Origin of the sequence: Amycolatopsis sp. NPDC050768 (assembly GCF_040654155.1) — a bacterium.
In the GTDB taxonomy this organism is placed as follows: Bacteria; Actinomycetota; Actinomycetes; order Mycobacteriales; family Pseudonocardiaceae; genus Amycolatopsis.
Window position 1 is genome coordinate 1 of the sequence record NZ_JBFAHL010000013.1, and the last position, 20,355, is coordinate 20,355.

Annotated in this window: 21 protein-coding genes and 1 pseudogene; 16 read left to right on the forward strand and 6 right to left on the reverse strand. The window is 70.7% G+C overall.

Annotation, left to right across the window (positions count from 1 at the left end):
• Nucleotides 1-698: MFS transporter (locus AB0H62_RS32345; protein WP_360590310.1), on the reverse strand; the 698-nt coding region annotated here is incomplete at its 3' end.
• Between the two features lie 119 nt (nt 699-817).
• On the opposite strand from AB0H62_RS32345, the gene AB0H62_RS32350 reads away from it, so the two are divergent.
• Entirely contained in the window at nt 818-2,290 is a 1,473-nt protein-coding gene (locus AB0H62_RS32350; RefSeq protein ID WP_220243861.1) for a PLP-dependent aminotransferase family protein, read from the forward strand.
• Here the strand turns inward: AB0H62_RS32350 and AB0H62_RS32355 are convergent.
• Nucleotides 2,285-3,103: an HAD family hydrolase gene (locus tag AB0H62_RS32355; protein ID WP_220243860.1), complete on the reverse strand. Its 819-nt coding sequence runs from the start codon at nt 3,101-3,103 to the stop codon at nt 2,285-2,287. The two genes, AB0H62_RS32350 and AB0H62_RS32355, sit on opposite strands and share 6 nt — an antisense overlap.
• A gap of 149 nt (nt 3,104-3,252) precedes the next feature.
• On the opposite strand from AB0H62_RS32355, the gene AB0H62_RS32360 reads away from it, so the two are divergent.
• Together AB0H62_RS32360 and AB0H62_RS32365 are read left to right on the forward strand one after the other, a co-directional pair.
• Nucleotides 3,253-3,735, forward strand: a complete 483-nt coding sequence (locus AB0H62_RS32360) for a carboxymuconolactone decarboxylase family protein (protein WP_360590313.1) — start codon at nt 3,253-3,255, stop codon at nt 3,733-3,735.
• A 79-nt stretch (nt 3,736-3,814) separates the two neighbouring features.
• Nucleotides 3,815-4,771: an SDR family NAD(P)-dependent oxidoreductase gene (locus AB0H62_RS32365; protein WP_360590314.1), complete on the forward strand. Its 957-nt coding sequence runs from the start codon at nt 3,815-3,817 to the stop codon at nt 4,769-4,771.
• 4 nt (nt 4,772-4,775) lie between these two features.
• Here AB0H62_RS32365 and AB0H62_RS32370 read toward each other — a convergent pair whose 3' ends face one another.
• On the reverse strand, nt 4,776-5,252 hold the full coding sequence (locus AB0H62_RS32370) for a DUF2000 domain-containing protein (protein ID WP_360590316.1): 477 nt from the start codon (nt 5,250-5,252) through the stop codon (nt 4,776-4,778).
• A gap of 113 nt (nt 5,253-5,365) precedes the next feature.
• Here AB0H62_RS32370 and AB0H62_RS32375 point away from each other — a divergent pair, with 113 nt between their 5' ends.
• Nucleotides 5,366-5,824 (forward strand): Lrp/AsnC family transcriptional regulator, encoded by a 459-nt coding sequence (locus AB0H62_RS32375; protein ID WP_255638415.1) that lies wholly within the window; start codon nt 5,366-5,368, stop codon nt 5,822-5,824.
• Nucleotides 5,825-5,852: 28 nt separating this feature from the next.
• Here the strand turns inward: AB0H62_RS32375 and AB0H62_RS32380 are convergent, their stop codons facing one another.
• Nucleotides 5,853-6,461 carry an ABATE domain-containing protein gene (locus tag AB0H62_RS32380; protein ID WP_255638414.1) on the reverse strand — a complete coding sequence of 203 codons (609 nt, stop codon included), beginning with the start codon at nt 6,459-6,461 and terminating at the stop codon, nt 5,853-5,855.
• A 134-nt stretch (nt 6,462-6,595) separates the two neighbouring features.
• Between AB0H62_RS32380 and AB0H62_RS32385 the strand changes: the two genes are divergently transcribed.
• On the forward strand, nt 6,596-7,222 hold the full coding sequence (locus AB0H62_RS32385; RefSeq protein WP_360590319.1) for an NAD(P)H-dependent oxidoreductase: 627 nt from the start codon (nt 6,596-6,598) through the stop codon (nt 7,220-7,222).
• Between the two features lie 179 nt (nt 7,223-7,401).
• A complete protein-coding gene (locus AB0H62_RS32390; RefSeq protein WP_360590321.1) occupies nt 7,402-8,211 on the forward strand; it encodes a polysaccharide lyase family 7 protein in 810 nt (269 codons plus the stop codon).
• 85 nt (nt 8,212-8,296) lie between these two features.
• Here the strand turns inward: AB0H62_RS32390 and AB0H62_RS32395 are convergent, their stop codons facing one another.
• Together AB0H62_RS32395 and AB0H62_RS32400 are read right to left on the reverse strand one after the other, a co-directional pair.
• Entirely contained in the window at nt 8,297-8,986 is a 690-nt protein-coding gene (locus tag AB0H62_RS32395; RefSeq protein WP_220243854.1) for a GntR family transcriptional regulator, read from the reverse strand.
• 347 nt (nt 8,987-9,333) lie between these two features.
• Nucleotides 9,334-9,483, reverse strand: coding sequence for a hypothetical protein (locus AB0H62_RS32400; RefSeq protein ID WP_220243853.1), 150 nt, complete (start codon nt 9,481-9,483; stop codon nt 9,334-9,336).
• A gap of 196 nt (nt 9,484-9,679) precedes the next feature.
• Between AB0H62_RS32400 and AB0H62_RS32405 the strand changes: the two are divergent.
• The 10 genes and pseudogenes from AB0H62_RS32405 to AB0H62_RS32450 form a co-directional block, all read left to right on the forward strand.
• Nucleotides 9,680-10,075 (forward strand): annotated as a pseudogene (locus AB0H62_RS32405) (NAD-dependent epimerase/dehydratase family protein); the annotation flags it as partial.
• A 94-nt stretch (nt 10,076-10,169) separates the two neighbouring features.
• Entirely contained in the window at nt 10,170-10,481 is a 312-nt protein-coding gene (locus AB0H62_RS32410; protein ID WP_220243852.1) for a hypothetical protein, read from the forward strand.
• 66 nt (nt 10,482-10,547) lie between these two features.
• Nucleotides 10,548-11,378: a class II fructose-bisphosphate aldolase gene (locus tag AB0H62_RS32415; RefSeq protein WP_220243851.1), complete on the forward strand. Its 831-nt coding sequence runs from the start codon at nt 10,548-10,550 to the stop codon at nt 11,376-11,378.
• A 191-nt stretch (nt 11,379-11,569) separates the two neighbouring features.
• Nucleotides 11,570-12,724, forward strand: a complete 1,155-nt coding sequence (locus tag AB0H62_RS32420; protein ID WP_360590324.1) for an acyl-CoA dehydrogenase family protein — start codon at nt 11,570-11,572, stop codon at nt 12,722-12,724.
• 40 nt (nt 12,725-12,764) lie between these two features.
• A complete protein-coding gene (locus AB0H62_RS32425) occupies nt 12,765-14,366 on the forward strand; it encodes a carboxyl transferase domain-containing protein (protein ID WP_360590326.1) in 1,602 nt (533 codons plus the stop codon).
• 8 nt (nt 14,367-14,374) lie between these two features.
• Nucleotides 14,375-16,396 (forward strand): biotin carboxylase N-terminal domain-containing protein, encoded by a 2,022-nt coding sequence (locus AB0H62_RS32430; protein ID WP_360590328.1) that lies wholly within the window; start codon nt 14,375-14,377, stop codon nt 16,394-16,396.
• Nucleotides 16,393-17,154 carry an enoyl-CoA hydratase-related protein gene (locus AB0H62_RS32435; protein ID WP_220243848.1) on the forward strand — a complete coding sequence of 254 codons (762 nt, stop codon included), beginning with the start codon at nt 16,393-16,395 and terminating at the stop codon, nt 17,152-17,154. The genes AB0H62_RS32430 and AB0H62_RS32435 overlap by 4 nt, the downstream gene beginning before the upstream one ends.
• A gap of 1 nt (nt 17,155) precedes the next feature.
• Nucleotides 17,156-17,962, forward strand: coding sequence for a TIGR03084 family metal-binding protein (locus tag AB0H62_RS32440; RefSeq protein WP_360590330.1), 807 nt, complete (start codon nt 17,156-17,158; stop codon nt 17,960-17,962).
• Nucleotides 17,959-19,737 (forward strand): acyclic terpene utilization AtuA family protein, encoded by a 1,779-nt coding sequence (locus AB0H62_RS32445; RefSeq protein ID WP_360590332.1) that lies wholly within the window; start codon nt 17,959-17,961, stop codon nt 19,735-19,737. Before AB0H62_RS32440 ends, AB0H62_RS32445 begins: the two co-directional genes overlap by 4 nt.
• 16 nt (nt 19,738-19,753) lie before the next feature.
• Entirely contained in the window at nt 19,754-20,350 is a 597-nt protein-coding gene (locus AB0H62_RS32450; RefSeq protein ID WP_360590334.1) for a TetR/AcrR family transcriptional regulator, read from the forward strand.
• The last annotated feature ends 5 nt before the right edge of the window (nt 20,351-20,355 follow it).

The following is a 20,355-nucleotide window of genomic DNA, read 5'->3' on the forward strand; positions in this document are numbered from 1 at the left end:
ATGAACAGCGTGATGAGGCTGCGCACGCGGAACACGCGTTCGCGCGCGGTCAGCGTGACGATCGACGTGATCAGCTTGCGGTACGAGACCGACGGCCGGTCCGGCAGCTCCGGCGGCAGCCGCAGGCCGAGCAGGCCCGCGACACCGAGCATCAGCACCGCGGAGACGACGAACACCGAGCGCCAGCCGAACGCGTCGGCGAGCAGGCCCGCCACGGTTCGCGCGAGCAGGATGCCGATCACCACGCCGCTGGTCACGATGCCGAGCACGCGTCCGCGGGATTCGGGGCTGGCGAGCACGGCGGAGTAGGCGATGATCACCTGCTGCACCACCGTCGCGAGGCCGACCACGCCGCTGGCGATGAAGAACAGCACCGGCCCGGGCGACACGGCCACGCCGAGCAGCGCCAGCGCGGCGATCACCGAGCCGACGGGGATCAGCACGCGGCGGTTGAGCAGGTCACCCAGCGGCACCAGCAGGATCAGGCCGGCGAAGTAGCCGACCTGGGTCACGGTCGTCACGAAGCCGAGCCCGGCCGCGCCGACGCCGAGGTCGTGGCCGATGTCCTCCAGTAGCGGCTGGGCGTAGTAGATGTTGGCCACCGCGACGCCGCAGACGACGGCGAGCAGGACGGCGAACCCGGTGCTGATGCCGGGGCGTGGTGGTCCGGGGGTTTCCCGGACGTCGAGGGAAGTCATGGCGTTCCTCAGGGATATCGGGCCGTAGTGGTAGTAAATGGCAACCGGATTGGTGGCCCGCGCGCTGGGCTCAAAACCCACGCTAGGTTGCGATTGGGTCAGGAGTATGGTCCATTTCCATGGTGGGAACACGGGCCACTTCACCCGAGGGCAGACGCTCCGCCGAGGGCCTCGGCGCCGATCTGCACCTCGACCACCTGGACCTTCGCGGCCACCATGGCCTGCGGACGTCGCTGATGGACGCGTTGCGCGAAGCCGTGCGCACGGGCCGCCTCGTGCCCGGCGCGCAGCTGCCGTCGTCGCGGACGCTGGCGGCGGACCTGTCGATCGCGCGCAATACCGTGGCTGACGCGTACGCCGAGCTCGTGGCCGAAGGCTGGCTCACCGCGCGGCAGGGTTCGGGCACGCGCGTCGCCCGCCGGGCGGAGCCCCGCCGCGCGCCGACGCCCGGCTCCGACCGCGTCGCGCTCCGCCGGCCGACGCCGATCCGCACGTCGGACACGCGGTTCAGCCTGCTGCCCGGCAACCCGGACCTGGCGAGTTTCCCGCGCGCGCAATGGCTCGCGGCGTCCCGGCGCGCGATCATGGCCGCGCCGCACGAAGCTCTCGGCTACGGCGACCCGCGCGGCCGCGTCGAACTCCGCACGGCGCTCGCCGACTACCTCGCGCGCGCCCGCGGCGTTTACGCGTCGCCCGAGCGCATCGTGATCTGCGCGGGGTTCGTGCACGGGCTGCGGTTGATCGGCAGCGTGCTGCGGGCGCGCGGGGTCCGGACCGTCGCCGTCGAGACCTACGGCGTGCCGCAGTACTACGACCTGCTCACCGAAACCGGCCTGGAGACACCGGCTCTGCCGCTGGACGAGGACGGCACGTGCACCGAGGGGCTGCGTTCGCTCGACGCCGGCGCGGTCCTGCTCACGCCCGCGCACCAGTACCCGACCGGCGGTGCGTTGCGTCCGGACCGGCGTGCGGCCGGGGTCGACTGGGCCCGGTCGACGGGCGGTTTGGTGCTCGAAGACGACTACGACGGGGAGTTCCGGTACGACCGCCAGCCCGTCGGTGCGTTGCAGGGCCTCGATCCTGAGCGCGTCTGCTACTTCGGCACGGCGAGCAAGTCGCTGGCGCCGGGGCTGCGGCTCGGGTGGCTGGTGCTGCCGCGTTCGGTGACGCACGAGGTGATCGCCGCGAAGGGCCACGTCGACTGGGCGCCGGGTTCGTTCGACCAGCTGACGCTCGCCGAGTTCCTCACGTCCGGCGACTACGACCGGCACGTGCGGGCGATGCGGCTGCGCTACCGGCGGCGCCGGGACCAGCTGGTGGCGGCCGTCGCGGAGCACGCGCCGGGCATCCGCGTCTCGGGGATCGCGGCCGGGTTGCACGCGGTGCTCGACCTCCCGCCGGGCACCGAGCGGTCGGTGATCGCCGCGGGTGCGCGGGTGGGTCTGGCGCTCGACGGGCTGGGGGATTTCGCGCACCCGTCTTTGCAGGAGGACAGTGGGCGCGACGGGCTGGTCGTCGGGTACGCGACTCCGTCGGACAGCGCGTGGTCGGGGGCGTTGGCGGCGTTGTGCTCGGTGCTGCCGCGGTCATAGCGTCGCGAGTACCTGCGCGAGGCCGTCTTCGAGCACGGTACCGGTGAGCTCGCCCGCGGCGGCGATCAGCTCGGCGGGAGACTGTCCCATCGCGACCCCGCGCCCGCGTTCGGCGGCCCAGGCGAGGAGCTCGATGTCGTTGTGGCCGTCGCCGACGGCGAGCACGCGGTGCCGGGGGACCGCGAGCTCGGCGCGGACGCGTTCGGCCGCGGCGGCCTTGTTCACACCTTCGGCGGCGAGGTCGAGCCACGGGGTGCAGGCGAGGGCGAAGCTCACGTTCCGCAGGTGCATTTTTGCTACCAGAGCGAGGAAATCGTCCATGTCGTGGCCGGGCGCGAACGCGACGACCCGGGTGGCTTTCGTGGTCAGCAGCGCCTCGAACGGCACCGCGGCCTGCGCGTCGTCGAGGCCGGTCGTGCCGTCGGGGAACGGTTCGGTGCAGCGGTAGCGGCCCAGCTCGTCCTCGACGGCGAAGCGGGCGTTCGGCAGGTGCGTGCGGATGGCGCGCAGGACCTCGGCCGCGTCGAACGACTCTACGTGGTGGCGCCGGAAGCCGGATCCGGATCGGCGCAGGGTGACGGCGCCGTTGGAGCAGACCAGAAACCGTGGCGTGATGCCCAGGCGGTCGAGTACGGGGATGGTGCTCACGGCCGACCGGCCGGTGGTGAGCACGACGTGGTGCCCGGCCGCGTCGAGCCGGCGGACCTCGGTGACCACGGCGTCGCTGAGGGAGCCGTCCTCGTGGATCAGTGTGCCGTCGATGTCCAGCGCGACGAGCCACGGTCCGGTGTCCTTCCAGGACGGTGCGGTCATGACGGGGATCCTCCAGGGGAGTCGGTTCTTCCCACTGTAGGGACGTTCGCGGGGCTGTCCACTGTGCACTGCGCCATAGGCGATTGGCCCACGATCGGCGGCCGGAATTGGACCACGTGCGCGCGGGCAGCGGCGCTTAGCGTGATCTCATGACGACTGAACGCCTGCCCGAGCACACCCCGCGCCTGGATTGGATGAAGCTCGCCCCCGACGTGTTCAAGGCCATGCTGCGCCTGGACACCGCGGCGAAGAAGCACCTCGACGAGGGCCTGGTGAACCTGGTCAAGATCCGCGCGTCGCAGCTGAACCACTGCGCGTTCTGCCTCGACATGCACAGCAAGGACGCGCTGGCGGCCGGCGAGTCGGCCGAACGCATCCTGCAGCTGGACGCGTGGGCCGAGTCGAAGCACTTCTACACCGCGCGCGAGATCGCGGCGATCGAGCTGACCGAGGCCGTCACCGTGCTCACCGACGGCTTCGTGCCCGACGAGGTCTACGCGAAGGCGGCGCAGCAGTTCGACGAGACCGAGCTCGCCCACCTCATCGCGGCGATCACCACGATCAACGCGTTCAACCGCTTCGGCGTGTCGACTCGCATGGTGCCGGGCCACTACACGCCCAACGCGTCCTGACGCACCGGCTCGCTTCCGTCTTCCCCGCGGAAGCGAGCTCTTTCACTGTCCACACTGGACTTTTCCCGCGAAGGACCCCATGACCACCATCACCACCCCGTTCGGTGCGCGAGCCACGGCCGCCGAGGTCCTCGCCGGAGTGGACCTGACCGGCCGCCGCGTGATCGTCACCGGCGGCGCTTCAGGGCTCGGCGCCGAGACCGTCCGCGCGCTCGCCACGGCCGGCGCGCACGTCACCATCGCCACCCGGACACCGGCGCACGCCAAGCAGCTCGTCGAACAGTTCCCGCACGTCGACGTCGTCGCGCTAGACCTCGCCGACCTCGGTTCGGTGCGCGCGTTCTGCGCGCAGTGGGAAGGGCCGGTCGACGCGCTGGTCGCCAACGCCGGAGTGATGGCGCTGCCCGAGCGCGAGGTCACCGCCGAGGGCTGGGAAATGCACCTGGGCATCAACTTCCTGGGCCACTTCGCGCTCGTCACCGGTCTGCGCGACGCCCTGCGCTCCGGCGGCGGAGCGCGCGTCGTCGTCCTCAGCTCCGGCGCGCACCTGCTGACGGACTTCTCCTTCTCCGACCCGCACTTCGAGCAGCGGCCCTACGACCCGCTCGTCGCCTACGGGCAGTCGAAGACCGCCAGTGTGCTGCTCGCCGTCGGGATCAGCCGCCACTGGGCCGGCGAAGGCATCCACGCCAACGCGTGCGCCCCGGGGGTCATCCGCACGAACCTCCTGCGCCACCTCACTCCCGAGGCCCTGCGCCTGCTCGGCGCCCTCGACGCCGACGGCAACGCGACCACCCCGGCCTACTTCAAGACCCCCGAACAGGGCGCCGTCACACCCACGCTGCTCGCCGCGTCGCCGCTGCTCGACGGCGTGACCGGCCGATACTTCGAGGACAACCAGGAATCGCCGGCCATCGACGGTGGCGCGCACCTCGCGGCCGCCGGCGTGGACGCGATGGCGGGCGTCGCGCGCTGGGCCCTGGACCCGGTCGCGGCGGACCGCCTGTGGGACTACGCCTCGGCGGCTGTGCGCTAGCGGATCAGGGGAGCAACGGCAGCTTCCCGACGATCTTGCCCACCCGGTTGCGCGGCCCGACGATGCTCACCGCGTAGTAGTCGAGCTCCTCGCCGGCGGTTTCCTTCACGCCGGCGAGGTAGTCGGCGTACACCAGCGTGTGCTGCGCCACCACCGGCATGTCCGCCACGAAGCACCCGGGCGACGCCGCGGCCTTGGCGCGGATGGTGCGCAGCGTCGGACCGTCGGCGGCCAGCACCGAACACCCCGTCCACGGCAACCCGGGATGCGCCTGCCCGTCGGCATCCACGGCGTCGTCGCCGAGCAGCCCCGTGATGTTCGGTGCCGTCGCCGCGGCTGCGCAGACCGCCGCGTTCACCGCGCGCCCCGGCGGCAGACTGCTGTCGACGACCACCACCCACTTCAAGCGAGCCGCCCGCGTCGACACGGTCGGATCGACCTCGTCCGGGGCGAACCCGATCGGCGAACTTTCCTCGGCCAAAGCCGGACCTCCCTGCCTGTTCGTACTGCGGTTGATTCATGAAGCTAGACGAACAACCAGCAGAGTCGCCTACGATCCGTACAAGTATCGGATTTGGCTTTCTGGAGGCGGACGTGGACGAACTTGATAAGGCCATCCTGCGAGAACTGCAGTCGGACGTCCGGAAGACCAATCGCGACGTCGCCGCCGCCGTCGGCGTCTCGCCCACCACGGCCCTCGACCGCACCCGCGCGCTTCGCCAGCGCGGCATCATCCAGGGCGCGACCCTCGACGTGAACCTGCCCGCCATCGGCCGCTCGGTCCAGGCCCTCGTCGCGGTCCGCGTGCGCCCGCCGTCGCGCCGCGTCATCGAAGGCTTCCGCAACTGGGTCACCACGCTGCCCGACATCCTCGGCCTCTACGTCACGACCGGCACCGAGGACTTCATCCTCCACGTCGCGGTCCCCGACAACGCCAGCCTCTACGCCTTCGTGATCGACAAGCTCACCGCGCGCCCCGAAGTGGCCGACGTCCGCACGTCGATCGTCTACGAACACCTCCGCAACACCCGCATCACGCCGGTCGAGCGCTGAAAACCGTTCGCTCGTCGGTGATCCGGGGCTACGAAACGTCTTTCGTGGCCCGCGCCCGAAAGTCGCGCACTTTGGCGCGGTTCCCGCACGTCGCCATGGAGCACCAGCGGCGGCGGTGCGCTTTGGTGCGGTCGTAGAACCACAGCGGGCACTCGGGTCCCTCGCAGTTGCGAGCCAGGGACCGGTCGCCGTGGACGAACAAGTCAGCCGCCGCTTCCGCGACGGGTGAGAGGAGGGACCGGGGCGTAGTCCACGTCCACCGGTCCTCCAGATCGAGGTCGGCGCCGGACCGGTGGACCTGCCGGCTGAGGCTGCTTTCGGCGAAGGTGGCGTTCAACGCGGCCAGGAACACCTCGTCCGGTGCTGTGGGATCGCCGTCCGCCCAGGCCTGAACCACCGGACGCAGGCGTTCACGTAACTCGACGGCTTCGAGAGCCGCGGTGTCGAGCTCGGCGCCACCGAACCGGTCGAGCACCGCGCCCCGGTCCTGCTCGTCGATCAGCCCGGTGAGCTCGAGCCACCGCAGGTAACCCGCTCCGTCGGGGATCAGCTCGGCGCTTTCGGTGGTGGCCGCGGTGTTGAGGAACGCGAGGGCCGGATGGTCGCTCAGCCCGAGCAGGGGCAATTCCGGTTCCATCGGCCCTCCTTTCCTGTCCGTCCGTTCCGCGTTCGTTGACAGGCTACCGGGCGCGTTGTAACTGTTGATCTGCACTTTTACCGGTTACAGTCGTCGCCCCGAACCGGTGGGCAATCACATCAGGAAGGCTTGTCATGACAACCGTTCTGCACATCTCGGCCAGCCCGCGAGGTGCCGCGTCGGACTCGGGTGCGCTGGCCGCGGCGTTCCTGGAGTCGTACCAGGACGCCAACCCCGGCACGGTCGTGAAGACGCTGGACCTCTGGGACGGCTCGCTGCCGCAGTTCGGACCGGCCGGCGCGAGCGCCAAGCTCGCCGTGTTCGCCGGCGGCGCACCCGAAGGCGAGCAGGCCGAGGTGTGGGCGCAGGCCCAGACGCTCGCCGACCAGTTCACCTCGGCCGACGCCTACGTCTTCAGCATTCCCATGTGGAACTCGGGCGTGCCCTACGTCTTCAAGCAGTGGATCGACATCATCACCCAGCCCGGCATGGTCTTCGGCTTCGACCCGGCCGCCGGCTACTCGGGCCTGGTCCACGGCAAGAAGGCCGCCACGATCTACACCAGCGGCGTCTACTCCGAAGGCGTCCCCATCCAGTTCGGCGCCGACTTCCACTCCACGTACGTGAAGGACTGGCTGCGCTTCGTCGGCGTCACCGACGTCACCGAGGTCCGGTTCCAGCCGACCATCCTCACCGGCACCCCGGACCAGGACCGCGCCGCGGCCCTGACCGCCGCCCGTGACGCGGGCAAGGCGTTCTAGTTCGTTCCGGTAATCGGAACTCGGCGGTCCGTCGCCTCGCGGTGACGGGCCGCCGAAGCACGTCGAGCATCATGTCAATCCTTGACTTGATGCGACCGCAACCTTAACGTTTCCTTTCGCCGCCGGGTTTCCGCAACATTAATTCACATATCTGAATAAATGGCACAGAGGTCCCCACCGTGCGAAAGGAAACTGCGATGCGCATGCGCGCCGCGCTCGTCGTGCTGGCGATTCCCGCTTTCGTGGCTGCAACCGCGTTGTCCGCGGAGGCAGCGCCGGCCACCGGCCAATCCGTGCTGGGCAGCCCGTCCGTGGCTCCTGGCGGCAACTTCGACCTGTCGACCTGGCAGCTCCAGGAGCCGGTCGGCTCACCGGGCTCGCCGACCACCATCTCGTCGTCTCGGCTGCAAGGGCCGAACGGGTTCCAGGACAGCTATTTCTACACCGACACGCGCGACGGCGCGATGACGTTCTGGGCGCCGGAAAAGGGCGTCACCACCCCCAATTCGAACTACGCCCGATCCGAGCTGAGGGAGATGAACCGCGACGGTTCGGCCGCCGACTGGTCACTGAGCGGATCGCACAAGCTCAGCGCCACGCTGCGCGTGGTGTCGGTGACGTCGAACGTGTGCGTCGGCCAGGTCCACCTCGGCACCGGCGGCTCGTCGACGAAACCGTTGCTGGAGCTGTACTACCGCTCCAGCGGCGACATCGTGCTGGGCACCGAGAACTCGCCCGACGGCGGCCAGACCCTGCACACCGTCGGCCACGTCGCGGTGGGCAAGACCTGGACCTACACGATCGGGATCTCCGGTGGCAACACCATCGACCTCACCGTGAACGGCAGCACGACGCATTACAGCATTCCGTCGTCGTTCAAGGCGTACAAGCAGTACTTCAAAGCCGGTTCGTACAACCAGTCCTCGTCGAGCAGCACGACGAAGGGCGCTCGCGTCGCCTTCTACGGGCTGACGATCTCGCACAGCTGACCAGTTCGGAAAACGGCGCCGCCGGGGCAAAATCGCCCGGCGGCGCCGTTTTGCGCGTCACGGGCAGGTGTCGTGATTTCCCTCGCTACGAACGAACCTCGGTTTCGTCCGCGGCAGAGGTCGAGATGCTCCGGATGAGCCGGTCGCGCGCCGAAGCCATGTGGTCGGCCAGGAACTCGCTGCACGCGGCGGAATCGCCGCGGGCGATGAGGTCGACGATGGGGGCGTGGCGCTCGTAGGCCATGTTCGCGCGCGCCGAGTCCGGGCCCGCCGCGAGCATGGTGATGCGCGCCAGGCTGCTGATGCCTTCCCACGACTGCAACAGCAGCTGGTTGCCGGACAGCCGGCACATGGTGCCGTGGAACTCCAGGTCGGCGTCGAGGTCCGCGGCCAGTGACTCGGGCCGGCGCAGGCGGTCGAGGCGTTCGGTCAGCTCGGTGACGGCCGAGGACCGGTCGGGCAGCTCGCACAGCCGGCGCGCGGCGATCGTTTCCAGGCCGAGGCGGACTTCGAAGAGCTCTTCCACCTCTTGGGTCGAGACTTCGCGCACGGACACCCGGCCGCGCGAGTCCTGCACGGCGAGCCCCTCTTGCTGGAGCTGCCGCAGCGCCTCGCGAAGCGTTGCCCTGCTCACCCCCAGCGAAGTGCTGAGGCTGACCTCGGCCAGATGGGTCCCCGCGGGAATGTCCCCGCCGAAGATCGCCGTGCGCAGCAGGTCGACGGTCGACTCGCGCAGCGTGGTCCTGATCGGCTTGCTCGTGATGTTGATGGACACGCCACTCTCCCCGTTCGAACCGGCACCACGTGCGATCGCGGGCGGCCGGTAGCAGTCTAGCGGAAAACTGTTGCTTGACGGACTGTCGACATGCCGACAGGATGTACAGAGCCAGGCCACGAGCCCGGCCACCACGGCCGACGACGCAGCTGCCTCGCCGGCGGCGACGACCAGGAGACCGGGTGCGACCAGCGACGACGACACGAACGCCGACCGCGGCTGACAGCGCCCGGCGGCCGGTTCGCGTGGCCGCGCACCACCCACACCCTGGTTCGACCGTCGCCGCGCGCCGACCGTCCTATGTGGTCGGCAAGGGCGGCATCACTTCCTCCGACGTCGCCACGGAGTCACTCGGCATCGACCCGCGCCTGGATCCGGGGCTCGCTGCTGCCGGGCATCGTCTCGCTGTGGGAGCCCGCTTCCGGGCCGGCGCAGGGACTGCCGTACGTGGTCTTCGCGGGCAATGTCGGCGGCGAGACGGCACTCGCCGAGGTCATCGAACGTCTGGAGACGGCATGAGCACCCGCATCGTCATCACCGGCGGCGCCGGGTTCCCTGGGCGCCGTCCTCGCCCGCCGGCTGCTCGCGGCCCCGATCGCGCTCGGCGGCGCGGCCCCCGAAGAACTCGGCGAACTGGTTCTCGTCGACCTCTTCCCGCCGCCGGCCGACCTCGTCGCCGACCCGCGCGTGCGCGTGGTCAGCGGCGACCTCACCACCGCGTTGCCCGGGCTCGGCCCGGTCGACGCGATCTTCCACCTGGCGGGCGTGGTCAGCGGCGCGGCCGAGGCCGACTTCGACCTCGGCATGCGCACCAACCTCGACGGCACGCGTGCGTTGCTCGAATACGCGCGAGGTCTCCAAACGCAGCCGGTACTGGTGTTCTCCAGCTCGCTGGCCGTGTTCGGCAGCGACCCGGCGATCGGCCCGGTCGGCGACGTCGACGACACGACGCTCCCGCGCCTGCAGGCGAGCTACGGCGTGCAGAAGTTCATCGGCGAGCAGCTCGTGGCCGACTACACGCGCAAGGGCTTCGTGCGTGGCCGGTCCGTGCGGCTGATGACGGTGTCGGTGCGGCCGGGCAAGCCCAACGCCGCCGCGTCGAGCTTCCTGTCCGGCATCATCCGCGAACCGCTGGCCGGGGAAACGCGCGGCCTGCCCGGTGCCGCCGGACACGCCGATCGCGTTGTCGTCGCCGCGCAAAACCCTGGAAGGCCTCCTGCTCGCCGCGGAAGCGGACGACCCCACCTGGGGCAGCCGCACCGCGATGAACCTGCCCGCGCTCACCACCACGCCGAAGGAAATGGCCGCGGCACTCGACCGAGTGGCGGGTGTCGGCACGAGCGACCTCATCGACTGGACCGAAGACGCGGGCGTCGGCGCCATCGTGGGCAGCTGGCCGGCCCGGTTCCACACGCCCCGCGCCGAAAAACTCGGCCTGGAACAGCTCTCGTTCGACGACATCGTCCACGCCTATCTCGAAGACCTCGGACGCTGACCCGGCCGGGACCGTCCTTCGTGGACGGTCCCGGCACCTCTCTCCCGGAAGTGGAGTTTTCGACCGATGCGAGCGGCACTCGACGACCTGGTCGCCCGGCGACTCGCCGACCAGGCGGCCATTCCCGCGTTCACCTGCTACGGGGCGGATACCGCGCTGGCGGTGGTCAGCGCGGCGGAAGAGGCGGGCCTGCCCGTGATCCTGCTGGTGGCGCCCTCGGCCGCCGAGCCGCGCCTCATCCGGACGCTGCGCGCGATCGCCGACGCGGCGGCCGTCCCGGTGTGCGTGCAGCTCGACCACGCGAAGGACGCGGCGTTGATCAGCATGGCGATCGAGCACGGTGTCGACGCCGTGCTCGCGGACGGCTCCCACCTGCCGCCGGACGCGAACGCGGCGTTCGTCCGCGAGGTCGGGGCTTTCGCCGCGCCGCGCGGCGTCGTCGTGGAAGCGGAGCTCGGCAGCGTTCCCGGCGACGAAGACCGAGCGGAAGCCGTCGAGGTGTCCGGCAAAACCGACCCCGCGCAGGTCCGGCCGTTCCTCGCCGCCTCGGGGGCCCAGCTGCTCGCGTGCGGCGTCGGCAACGTGCACGGCCGCTACCGCGGCGCGCCCGCTCTCGACTGGCCGCGGCTGGCCCGCGTCCGTGCCGAGGCCGGCACCGTCCCGCTCGTCCTGCACGGCGCGTCCGGTCTGCCGCCGTCCGACCTGCGTCGCTGCGGTGCCGCCGGCGTCGGCAAGGTGAACGTCAACACCGAACTCCGCACCGCGATGCTCGAAACCCTCGAAGCCGGCGTCGGCCCGGCCCGCGCGTCCGGTGAGGACATGCTTGCGCTCACCCGCGCGGTGCTGGACAAGGCCACCGGCGTCGCGCGCACCGTGCTCGAAACCCTCGGCGGCTAGGCGGTCAGCCCAACGTAGCCACTTCGCACCCAAGTTATCCGTCATTCACTGAATTCGACGGCGGGTGAACAGGCTGGACCATCACCGAATTGGATCGCCAGCTGGTCAAGTGCACTTCGATGTCTTCGCTTGCCAAAGCCGCCCTAGTGAACCACTATGCACTAGGGCGCTGGACGGACGAAGGAGTCGGTGTGGACTTTCAGGAGGCCTCGGAACACAGGGATCTCCGGGACACGGTGCGGGCGATCGCCGCGAAGTTCGGGCCGGAGTATTACGTCCCGCGCGCCGAGGCCGGCGAGCCCACCGCCGAGTTGTGGGCCGAGCTGGGCCGCAACGGGTTCCTGGGGATCAACCTGCCGGAGGAGTACGGCGGTGGTGGCGCCGGCCTGGCCGAGCTGGCGATGGTGTGCGAGGAGACCGCGGCCGCGGGCTGCCCGTTGCTGCTGCTCATGGTGTCCGCCGCCATCTCGGGCGAGATGATCTCCGACTACGGCACCGCCGAGCAGAAACAGCACTGGCTGCCGCGCATGGCTTCCGGTGAGACGAAGATCGTCTTCGGCATCACCGAACCCGACGCCGGGTCCAACACCCACCGGCTCTCGACCGTCGCGGTGCGGGACGGCGACGACTTCGTCCTCAACGGCACCAAGCACTACATCTCCGGCGTCGACGAGGCCGAGGCCGTCCTGCTCGTCACGCGCACCGGCCGCGACGAGACCACCGGCCGCGCCCGGCTGTCGCTGTTCCTCGTGCCCACCGACACCCCCGGGTTCGTCGCGACGCGGCTGCCGGTGTCGGCGAAGCTGCCCGAGAAGCAGTTCGTGCTGCACTTCGACGACCTGCGCCTGCCCGCGAGCGCCCTGGTCGGCGAAGAGGGCAACGGCTTCCACCAGGTCTTCCACGGGCTCAACCCGGAGCGCATCACCGGTGCGGCCGTGTGCGTCGGCATCGCCCGCCACGTGCTGGCCCAAGCCGCGGACTACGCGTCGACGCGGGCCGTCTGGGACGCGCCGATCGGGCAGCACCAGGGCATCGCGCACCCGCTCGCGAAGGCCAAGATCGAGACCGATCTGGCCGCACTGATGACGGCGAAGGCGGCCTGGCAGCACGACCACGGCGAACCGGCGGGCGAAGCCGCGAACATGGCCAAATACGCGGCGGCCGAGGCGGCCGCCGCCGCCGTGGACGCGGCGATCCAGACGCACGGCGGCAACGGGTTCGCCACCGAATACGGCTTGCTGCCGTACTGGGGCATCGCGCGCCTGCTGCAGGTCGCGCCGGTGAGCCGGGAGATGGTCCTGAACTACGTCTCCCAGCACAGCCTCGGGCTGCCCCGTTCGTACTGAGCCCGAGACAAGCGAGCCGAGAGAAACGGACCACCGCGAGATGACCACCGTGTTGCGGTCCGCGTTGAACACCGCGGACGAGACCTTCCAGACCAACCTGAAGCACCAGAAACAGGTGCTGGCCGAGCTCGACGAGCAGATCCAGGCGGCCATCGCCGGCGGCGGGCCGCGCTACCAGCAGCGCCACCGCGACCGCGGCCGGATGCTCGTCCGCGAACGCATCGAGCTGCTGCTCGACCGCGACGCGTCGTTCCTCGAACTGTCGTCGCTGGCGGCGTGGGGCACGCAGTTCTCGGTCGGGGCCTCGGTGGTGACCGGGATCGGCGTCGTCTCCGGGGTCGAGTGCGTGCTGATCGCACACGACCCGACGGTGCGCGGCGGGGCGATGAACCCGTACTCGCTGAAGAAGACGTTGCGAGCGTTGGAGATCGCCCGGATCAACCGCCTGCCGGTGATCAACCTGGTCGAATCGGGCGGTGCCGACTTGCCCACGCAGTCGGAGCTGTTCGTGCACGCGGGCAAGATCTTCCACGACCTCACCGAGCTGTCGTCGCTGGCGATCCCCACCGTCGCGCTGGTGTTCGGCAACTCGACCGCGGGCGGCGCCTACGTGCCCGGCATGTGCGACTACGCGGTGATGGTCGACGGCCAAGCCAAGGTTTTCCTCGGCGGCCCGCCGCTGGTGAAGATGGCCACCGGTGAGGACGCCGACGACGAGGAGCTCGGCGGCGCGGCCATGCACGCCAAGGTTTCCGGGCTGTGCGACTACTTCGCGGCCGACGAGCGCGACTGCATCCGGATCGGGCGCCAGATCGTCGCCGAGTTCACCTGGCGCAAGCTCGGCCCCGGCCCGACGCTGCCCGCCGACGAGCCGCTGTATGACCCGGAGGAGCTGCTCGGTATCGCGCCTTCGGACATCAAGGTGCCCTTCGACCCGCGTGAGGTCATCGCGCGGGTGGTCGACGGGTCGCGCTTCGGCGAGTACAAACCCTTGTGGGGCACCAGCCTCGTCACCGGCTGGGCCTCTGTGCACGGCTACCCGGTGGGCATCCTGGCCAACGCGCGCGGCGTGTTGTTCAGCGAGGAAGCCAAGAAGGCCAGCGAGTTCATCCAGCTCGCGAACCAGACCGACACGCCGCTGCTGTTCCTGCAGAACACCACGGGTTACATGGTGGGCAAGAACTACGAGCAGGGCGGGATCATCAAGGACGGCTCCAAGATGATCAACTCCGTTGCCAACAGCAAGGTTCCGCACATCACGGTGAACCTCGCCGCGTCCTTCGGCGCCGGCAACTACGGCATGTCCGGCCGCGCGTACGACCCGCGGCTGATGTTCGCGTGGGCTGGGTCCCGGCTGGCGGTGATGGGTGCCGCGCAGCTGGCCGGCGTCATGTCCATCGTCGCGAAGCAGTCGGCGGCGGCCAACGGGCGGGAGTTCGACCTCGAAGCAGACGAGCGCAACCGCGCGGCGATCGAGGCGCAGATCGAGAAGGAGTCGCACGCCTTCTTCGTCACCGCGCGGCTCTACGACGACGGCCTCATCGACCCCCGCGATACCCGCACCGTGCTCGGCATCGCGCTGTCCGCCGCGCACTCCAACACCGTCGCCGGCCAGCGTGGCTACGGCGTCTTCCGGATGTGAGGACCACCTTGAAATCCAGCTGGACCCCGCCGGGCACCCGCCCGATCCGGAAGCTGCTCGTGGCCAACCGCGGCGAGATCGCGGAACGGGTGATCCGCTCCGCGCGAGCCCTGGACATCGCCACCGTCGCGGTGCACTCCGATCCGGACGCCGACGCGTTGTTCGTCGAGGCCGCCGACGAAGCCGTGCTCCTGCCCGGCTCGTCCTCCGCCGAGACCTACCTGCGAGGCGAGCTCATCGTCGAAGCCGCGCTGGCCACGGGTGCGGACGCGATTCACCCCGGCTACGGGTTCCTTTCCGAGAATGCCGGCTTCGCGCGCCGCTGCGCCGACGCGGGGCTGGTTTTCGTCGGGCCGCCGGTCGCGGCGATCGAGGCCATGGGGTCGAAGATCGCGGCCAAGGAGCTGATGGCGAAGGCCGGCGTTCCCGTTCTGCCCGGTGCCACCATCGACGACACCGCCGACGTGGATGCCGCGACCGTGACCGGGATGGCCGAGGACATCGGCTTCCCGCTGCTGGTCAAGGCGGCCTTTGGCGGTGGCGGGCGCGGGATGCGGATCGTGCGCGAGGCCGCGGAAGTCGTCGAAGCCGTGACGAGCGCGCGGCGGGAAGCGGCGTCGGCGTTCGGCAACGGAACCGTGTTCCTGGAACGGTTCGTGGAGAACCCGCGCCACGTCGAGGTCCAGATCTTCGGGGACGCGCACGGCACCGTCGTGCACCTCTTCGAACGTGAGTGCTCGATCCAGCGCAGGTACCAGAAGATCATCGAGGAAGCGCCGTCGCCGGCCGTGGACGAGGCGCTGCGCAAGCAGCTCGGCGACGCGGCGGTCGCGGCGGGTGCCGCGATCGGGTACACCGGTGCGGGCACCGTCGAGTTCGTGATGGCGCCGAACGGGGAGTTCTTCTTCCTCGAGGTCAACACGCGCCTGCAGGTGGAACACCCGGTCACCGAGGAGATCACCGGGCTGGACCTCGTCGCTCTGCAGCTGAGCGTCGCCGAAGGCGAGCCGCTGCCGGTGGAAGCGACGGAAGCCGAGATCACCGGCCACGCGGTCGAAGCGCGCCTGTACGCCGAGGACCCGGCGGCCGATTACCTGCCGGGCAGCGGAACGCTCCGCCGCTTCCGGATCCCGGCCCTGCCGGGGGTGCGCGTCGACACCGGGGTGCGCGACGGCTCGGTGGTCGGCACGCACTACGACCCCATGCTCGCCAAAGTCATCGCGCACGGTCGCACCCGCGCCGAAGCCGTGCGGAAACTGGCCAGAGCCCTTGCCGAAGCGCAAATCCACGGTCTGGTCACCAACCGCGACCTGCTCGTGGCGATCCTGCGTGAACCCGACTTCGCCGCCGGCGCGACCGACACCGGTTACCTCACGCGCCACGATCCCGCCGCGCTGATCGGCGTGCCCGGCAAGGAGGCGGTGACCGTGCACGCGCTGGCGGCCGCCGTCGCGAGTCAGGCCGACCGGCGGGGCCGGGCCGAAGTGCAGCGGGTCGTGCCGACGGGATGGCGCAACGTCGCGAGCGCCCCGCAGCGCGCCGAGTACCGCCGCGGGGACACCGACGTCGACGTCACCTACCGCTTCACCCGCCAGGGACTCGACGCGCGGGTGGACGGCTCCCCGGTGGACGGGCTCGCGGTCCTCGCCGCGCGTCCGGACCGGGTGGATCTGCGCGTGAACGGAATCCGGCGCACGGTCCACGTGCACCAGGTGAGCGACACCGTCTACTGCGACAGCGTGCTGGGTGCCACCACCTTCACCGAACGACCCCGGCTGCCCGAGCCCGGCACGGACGCCGCGCCCGGCTCGTTGCTGGCGCCGATGCCGGGCACGGTCGTCCGGGTCGTCGCGGAACAAGGACAGCACGTCGAGGCCGGCGCGGTGATCGTGGTGTTCGAGGCGATGAAGATGGAGCACTCCGTGCGCGCGCCGGTCGCCGGGCTCGTGGCGGAGCTGTCCGTCGAGCTGGGACAGACCGTCGAATCGGGCGAGATCGTCGCCGTCATCACCGAAGAGGAGGCCGGATGACCCCCGTGCGCTACGAGGTGACCAACGGCGTCGCCTGGCTCACCATCGACCGCCCCGAGGCGCGCAACGCGTTGAGTGAGGCGGTCCGAAAAGGACTGTTCGACGGCGTGCACCGCTTCAACGCCGACGACGACGCGAAAGTCCTCGTCCTGACCGGCGCCGGCGACAAGGCGTTCTGCGCCGGCGGCGACCTCAAGGAGATGAACGAGACCGCGCTGACCGTGCCGCCCCCGGACTTCCTTCCCCAGTTCGGGCGCAACGTCGACGTGCCGAAGCCGACGATCGCCGCGGTCAACGGGATCGCCTACGGTGGCGGGTTCCTGCTCGCCCAGCAGTGTGATCTCGTGGTGGCCGCCGAGCACGCGCGCTTCGCCGTGTCGGAGGTCAAGGTCGGCCGCGGTTCGCCGTGGGCGGCGCCGTTGTCCTGGCTCGTGCCGCCGCGGGTCGCGCTGGAGATCCTGCTGACCGGCGATCCGATCAGCGCCGCGCGGGCGCAGCAGCACGGCCTGGTCAACGACGTCGTCGCGGCGGCCGACCTGCGCGAACGCACGCAGCAGTTGGCCGAGCGCATCGCGGCCAACGCGCCGCTGTCCGTGCTCGCCGCCAAACGCACCGCGTACCTGTCGGCCGGCCACAGCCGGGCCGAGGCCTACGACCTGGCCGAGGAGATCTGGGAACCCGTGTACCTGTCCGAAGATGCGCAGGAAGGCCCGTTGGCCTTCAAGGAAAAGCGCATGCCGGTCTGGCAGGGCCGCTGACGTGGCCATTTCGATGCAGCAGGTGCTCGACGACCTCGTCGCCGAGACCCGGGTGCTGCAGGACCTCGTGGCGGACCTCGACGATGCCGCGATCTCCCGGCCGACCCCGGCGGTGGGCTGGACCGTCCGCGACCAGCTCACGCACCTCGCGTACTTCGACAAGACGGCGACACAAGCCGCGGTCGACCCGGCCGCGTTCCGGCTCGCCGCCGACGCTCTCGTGGCCGGCGGCATGGATTTCCCCGACCGGGTCGCGGCCGAACACGCGACGCTGCCCGCGGAAGCAGTCCGCACCTGGTTCGACCGGACGCGCCACGAGTTCGTCACCGCCTTCCGCGACCTCGACCCGAAAGCGCGGCTCCCTTGGTACGGCCCGGACATGAGTGCCCTGTCCTCGGTCACCGCGCGGCTGATGGAGACCTGGGCGCACGGACAAGACATCGCCGACGCGCTGGGCCGTGACCGCGAGCCGACCGACCGGCTGCGCCACATCGCGCACCTCGGCGTGCAGACTGCCGCGTTTTCCTTCGCCCTGAACGGAAAACCCGCACCGGCCGAGCCGATCCGGGTCGAGCTCACGGCCGCGTCCGGCGCCGTGTGGACGTGGGGTCCGGCCGAGGCCGCGGACCGCGTCACCGGGACCGCGCTCGACTTCTGCCTCGTCGTGACCCAGCGCCGCCACCGCGACGACACCGATCTCGAGGTGGCGGGCCCGGTCGCGACCGAGTGGCTGTCCGTCGCCCAGACCTTCGCCGGCAGCCCCGGAACCGGGCGAGCGCCCCTGAGCCATACGGGAGGACCATCGTGACCACGACCGGCGGCCGCGCCGTGCGCATCGGCAACTGCTCCGGCTTCTACGGCGACCGGTTGCAGGCCGCCCGCGAGATGGTCGAGGGCGGCCCGATCGACGTGCTCACCGGCGACTACCTCGCCGAGCTGACCATGCTGATCCTCTGGAAGGCCAAGCAGAAGGACCCGGCGACGGGGTTCGCGAAGACGTTTCTCACGCAGGTCGAGCACGTGCTGGGCACCTGCCTCGACCGCGGCATCCGGATCGTGTCGAATGCCGGCGGCCTCAACCCCGCCGGGCTGGCGGCCGAACTCGGTGCGTTGGCCGAACGGCTCGGCCTGCACCCACGCATCGCGTACGTCGACGGAGACGACCTCGTGCCCCGGCTCGACGAGCTGCAGGCGGCCGGCCACGCCTTCGCGCACCTCGATACCGGCCGCAAGCTCGCCGACGCCGGTGTGCGCCCGGTTTCGGCCAACGCCTACCTCGGCGCGTGGGGGATCACCGAAGCCCTGCGGGCGGACGCGGACCTGGTCGTGACCGGGCGGGTCACCGACGCGTCGGTGGTGGTCGGCCCGGCGGCGTGGTGGCACGGCTGGACCCGCGACGACGCGGACATCCACGACAAGATCGCCGGCGCGATGGCCGCCGGCCACGTGATCGAATGCGGGCCCCAGGCCACGGGTGGGAACTACGCGTTCTTCGAGGAGGTCACCGACCGCCGGTACCCGGGCTTCCCGATCGCCGAGGTCGACGCCGATGGCTCGAGCGTGATCACCAAGCACGCCGATACCGGCGGGCTCGTGTCCGTGGGCACCGTGACCGCGCAGCTGTTGTACGAGATCGCCGAGCCGGCGTACCTCGGGCCGGACGCCGTGGCCCACTTCGACACCCTCGAGCTCGTGCCCGACGGCGAGCACCGCGTGCGCATCCGGGGCGTGCGCGGCAGCGCGCCGACCGACCGGCTCAAGGTGGCGCTCAACTACGAGGGCGGGTACCGCAACACGATGACGCTCGTGCTGACCGGCACCCGCATCGAGGAGAAAGCGGCGTGGGCCGAGCAGCAGCTGGTCGAGCTACTGGGCGGACGGGAGCGGTTCGCGGAGTTCGACGTGCGGCTGCTGCGGTTCGACCACTCCGACGCGGCGACCAACGCCGAGGCCACCGCGCACCTGCGCGTGACGGTGAAGGATCCCGACCGGCGCAAGGTCGGCCGCGCGTTCTCCAACACCACCATGGAGCTCGCTCTCGGCGGCTACCCGGGTTTCCACACCACGACGCCGCCGTCCACGGAAAGCGCGTACGGCGTCTACTGGCCGACGCTGATCCCCGCGTCCGAAGTGGAGCACCGCGTCACGCTGCCCGACGGGACCGTGCGGACCATCCCGCACAGCGCGGTGACGGCGCTCGCTCCTGAGGTCGCGGAGCCGGTGGTGGCCGAGGTGCCCGCCGGGCCGACCCGGCGTCTGCCGCTCGGGACGATCGTGGGAGCCCGATCCGGGGACAAGGGCGGCAACGCCAACATCGGGGTGTGGGTCCGCACCGACGAGGAGTACGCGTGGCTGCGCGGTTATCTGACCGTCGAGCGCGTGCGCGAACTGCTCCCGGAGGCCGCGGAGCTCGACATCCGGCGTTACGAGCTGGTCAACCTGCGCGCGGTGAACCTCGTGGTCGTCGGCATCCTCGGTGCGGGCGTCGCCTCCGCGACGCGGCCCGACCCGCAGGCGAAGGGGCTGGGCGAGTACCTGCGCAGCCGGCTCGCGGACGTCCCGGAACACCTCCTGCGGAGTTGAGTCCACAGTGGACGATGTGCGTACGCCGAGACGTGACCCGGACCGCAAGGAGCGGATCCTGGCCGTCTCGGCCGACCTGATCTCGCGACACGGCTACCACGCGGTGGGCCTGGCCGAGATCGGCGCGGCGGCGGGCATCGTGAGCACCGGGGTCTACCGCCACTTCCCGAGCAAGGCGGCGATTCTGACCGCGCTGCTGTACCGGGTGATGGACCTGCTGGACTCGGCGGCCGCCGAGATCCTGGCGACCACGCCGGACGAGCGGACCGCGGTGACCGAGCTGGTGCGCCACCACGTCCGCGTGGCCGTGGAGGAGCGGCGGATCCTGCAGGTGTACCACCTGGAGGCGCGCAACCTCCCGGCCGAGGACCTGCGCCGGCTGCAGCGGGCCCAGCGCGAGTACCTGGAGGGCTGGGCGGCGGCGGTGCGGCCACTGCGGCCGGGCCTGGCGGAAGGCGAGGCGAGGGTGCTGGTCCACTCGGCGATCGGCTGCGTGCAGTCGGTGTTGTTCCACCAATCGGGCCTGCCCTCGGACCGGCTGACGGAGCTGCTGCGCGGTGCGGCGCACGCCTGCCTGGGAGTGCCGCCGGTCGAACCGGAGGCGAGCGGGTGAGCCGG

Excerpts from the sequence above, each read along its gene's own strand:
- AB0H62_RS32350 (WP_220243861.1), top strand. The coding sequence starts at position 818 with ATGGTGGGAACACGGGCCACTTCACCCGAGGGCAGACGCTCCGCCGAG.
- AB0H62_RS32355 (WP_220243860.1), bottom strand. The coding sequence starts at position 3,103 with ATGACCGCACCGTCCTGGAAGGACACCGGACCGTGGCTCGTCGCGCTG.
- AB0H62_RS32360 (WP_360590313.1), top strand. The coding sequence starts at position 3,253 with ATGACGACTGAACGCCTGCCCGAGCACACCCCGCGCCTGGATTGGATG.
- AB0H62_RS32365 (WP_360590314.1), top strand. The coding sequence starts at position 3,815 with ATGACCACCATCACCACCCCGTTCGGTGCGCGAGCCACGGCCGCCGAG.
- AB0H62_RS32380 (WP_255638414.1), bottom strand. The coding sequence starts at position 6,461 with ATGGAACCGGAATTGCCCCTGCTCGGGCTGAGCGACCATCCGGCCCTC.
- AB0H62_RS32385 (WP_360590319.1), top strand. The coding sequence starts at position 6,596 with ATGACAACCGTTCTGCACATCTCGGCCAGCCCGCGAGGTGCCGCGTCG.
- AB0H62_RS32400 (WP_220243853.1), bottom strand. The coding sequence starts at position 9,483 with ATGACCTCGGCGAGTGCCGTCTCGCCGCCGACATTGCCCGCGAAGACC.
- AB0H62_RS32415 (WP_220243851.1), top strand. The coding sequence starts at position 10,548 with ATGCGAGCGGCACTCGACGACCTGGTCGCCCGGCGACTCGCCGACCAG.
- AB0H62_RS32425 (WP_360590326.1), top strand. The coding sequence starts at position 12,765 with ATGACCACCGTGTTGCGGTCCGCGTTGAACACCGCGGACGAGACCTTC.
- AB0H62_RS32435 (WP_220243848.1), top strand. The coding sequence starts at position 16,393 with ATGACCCCCGTGCGCTACGAGGTGACCAACGGCGTCGCCTGGCTCACC.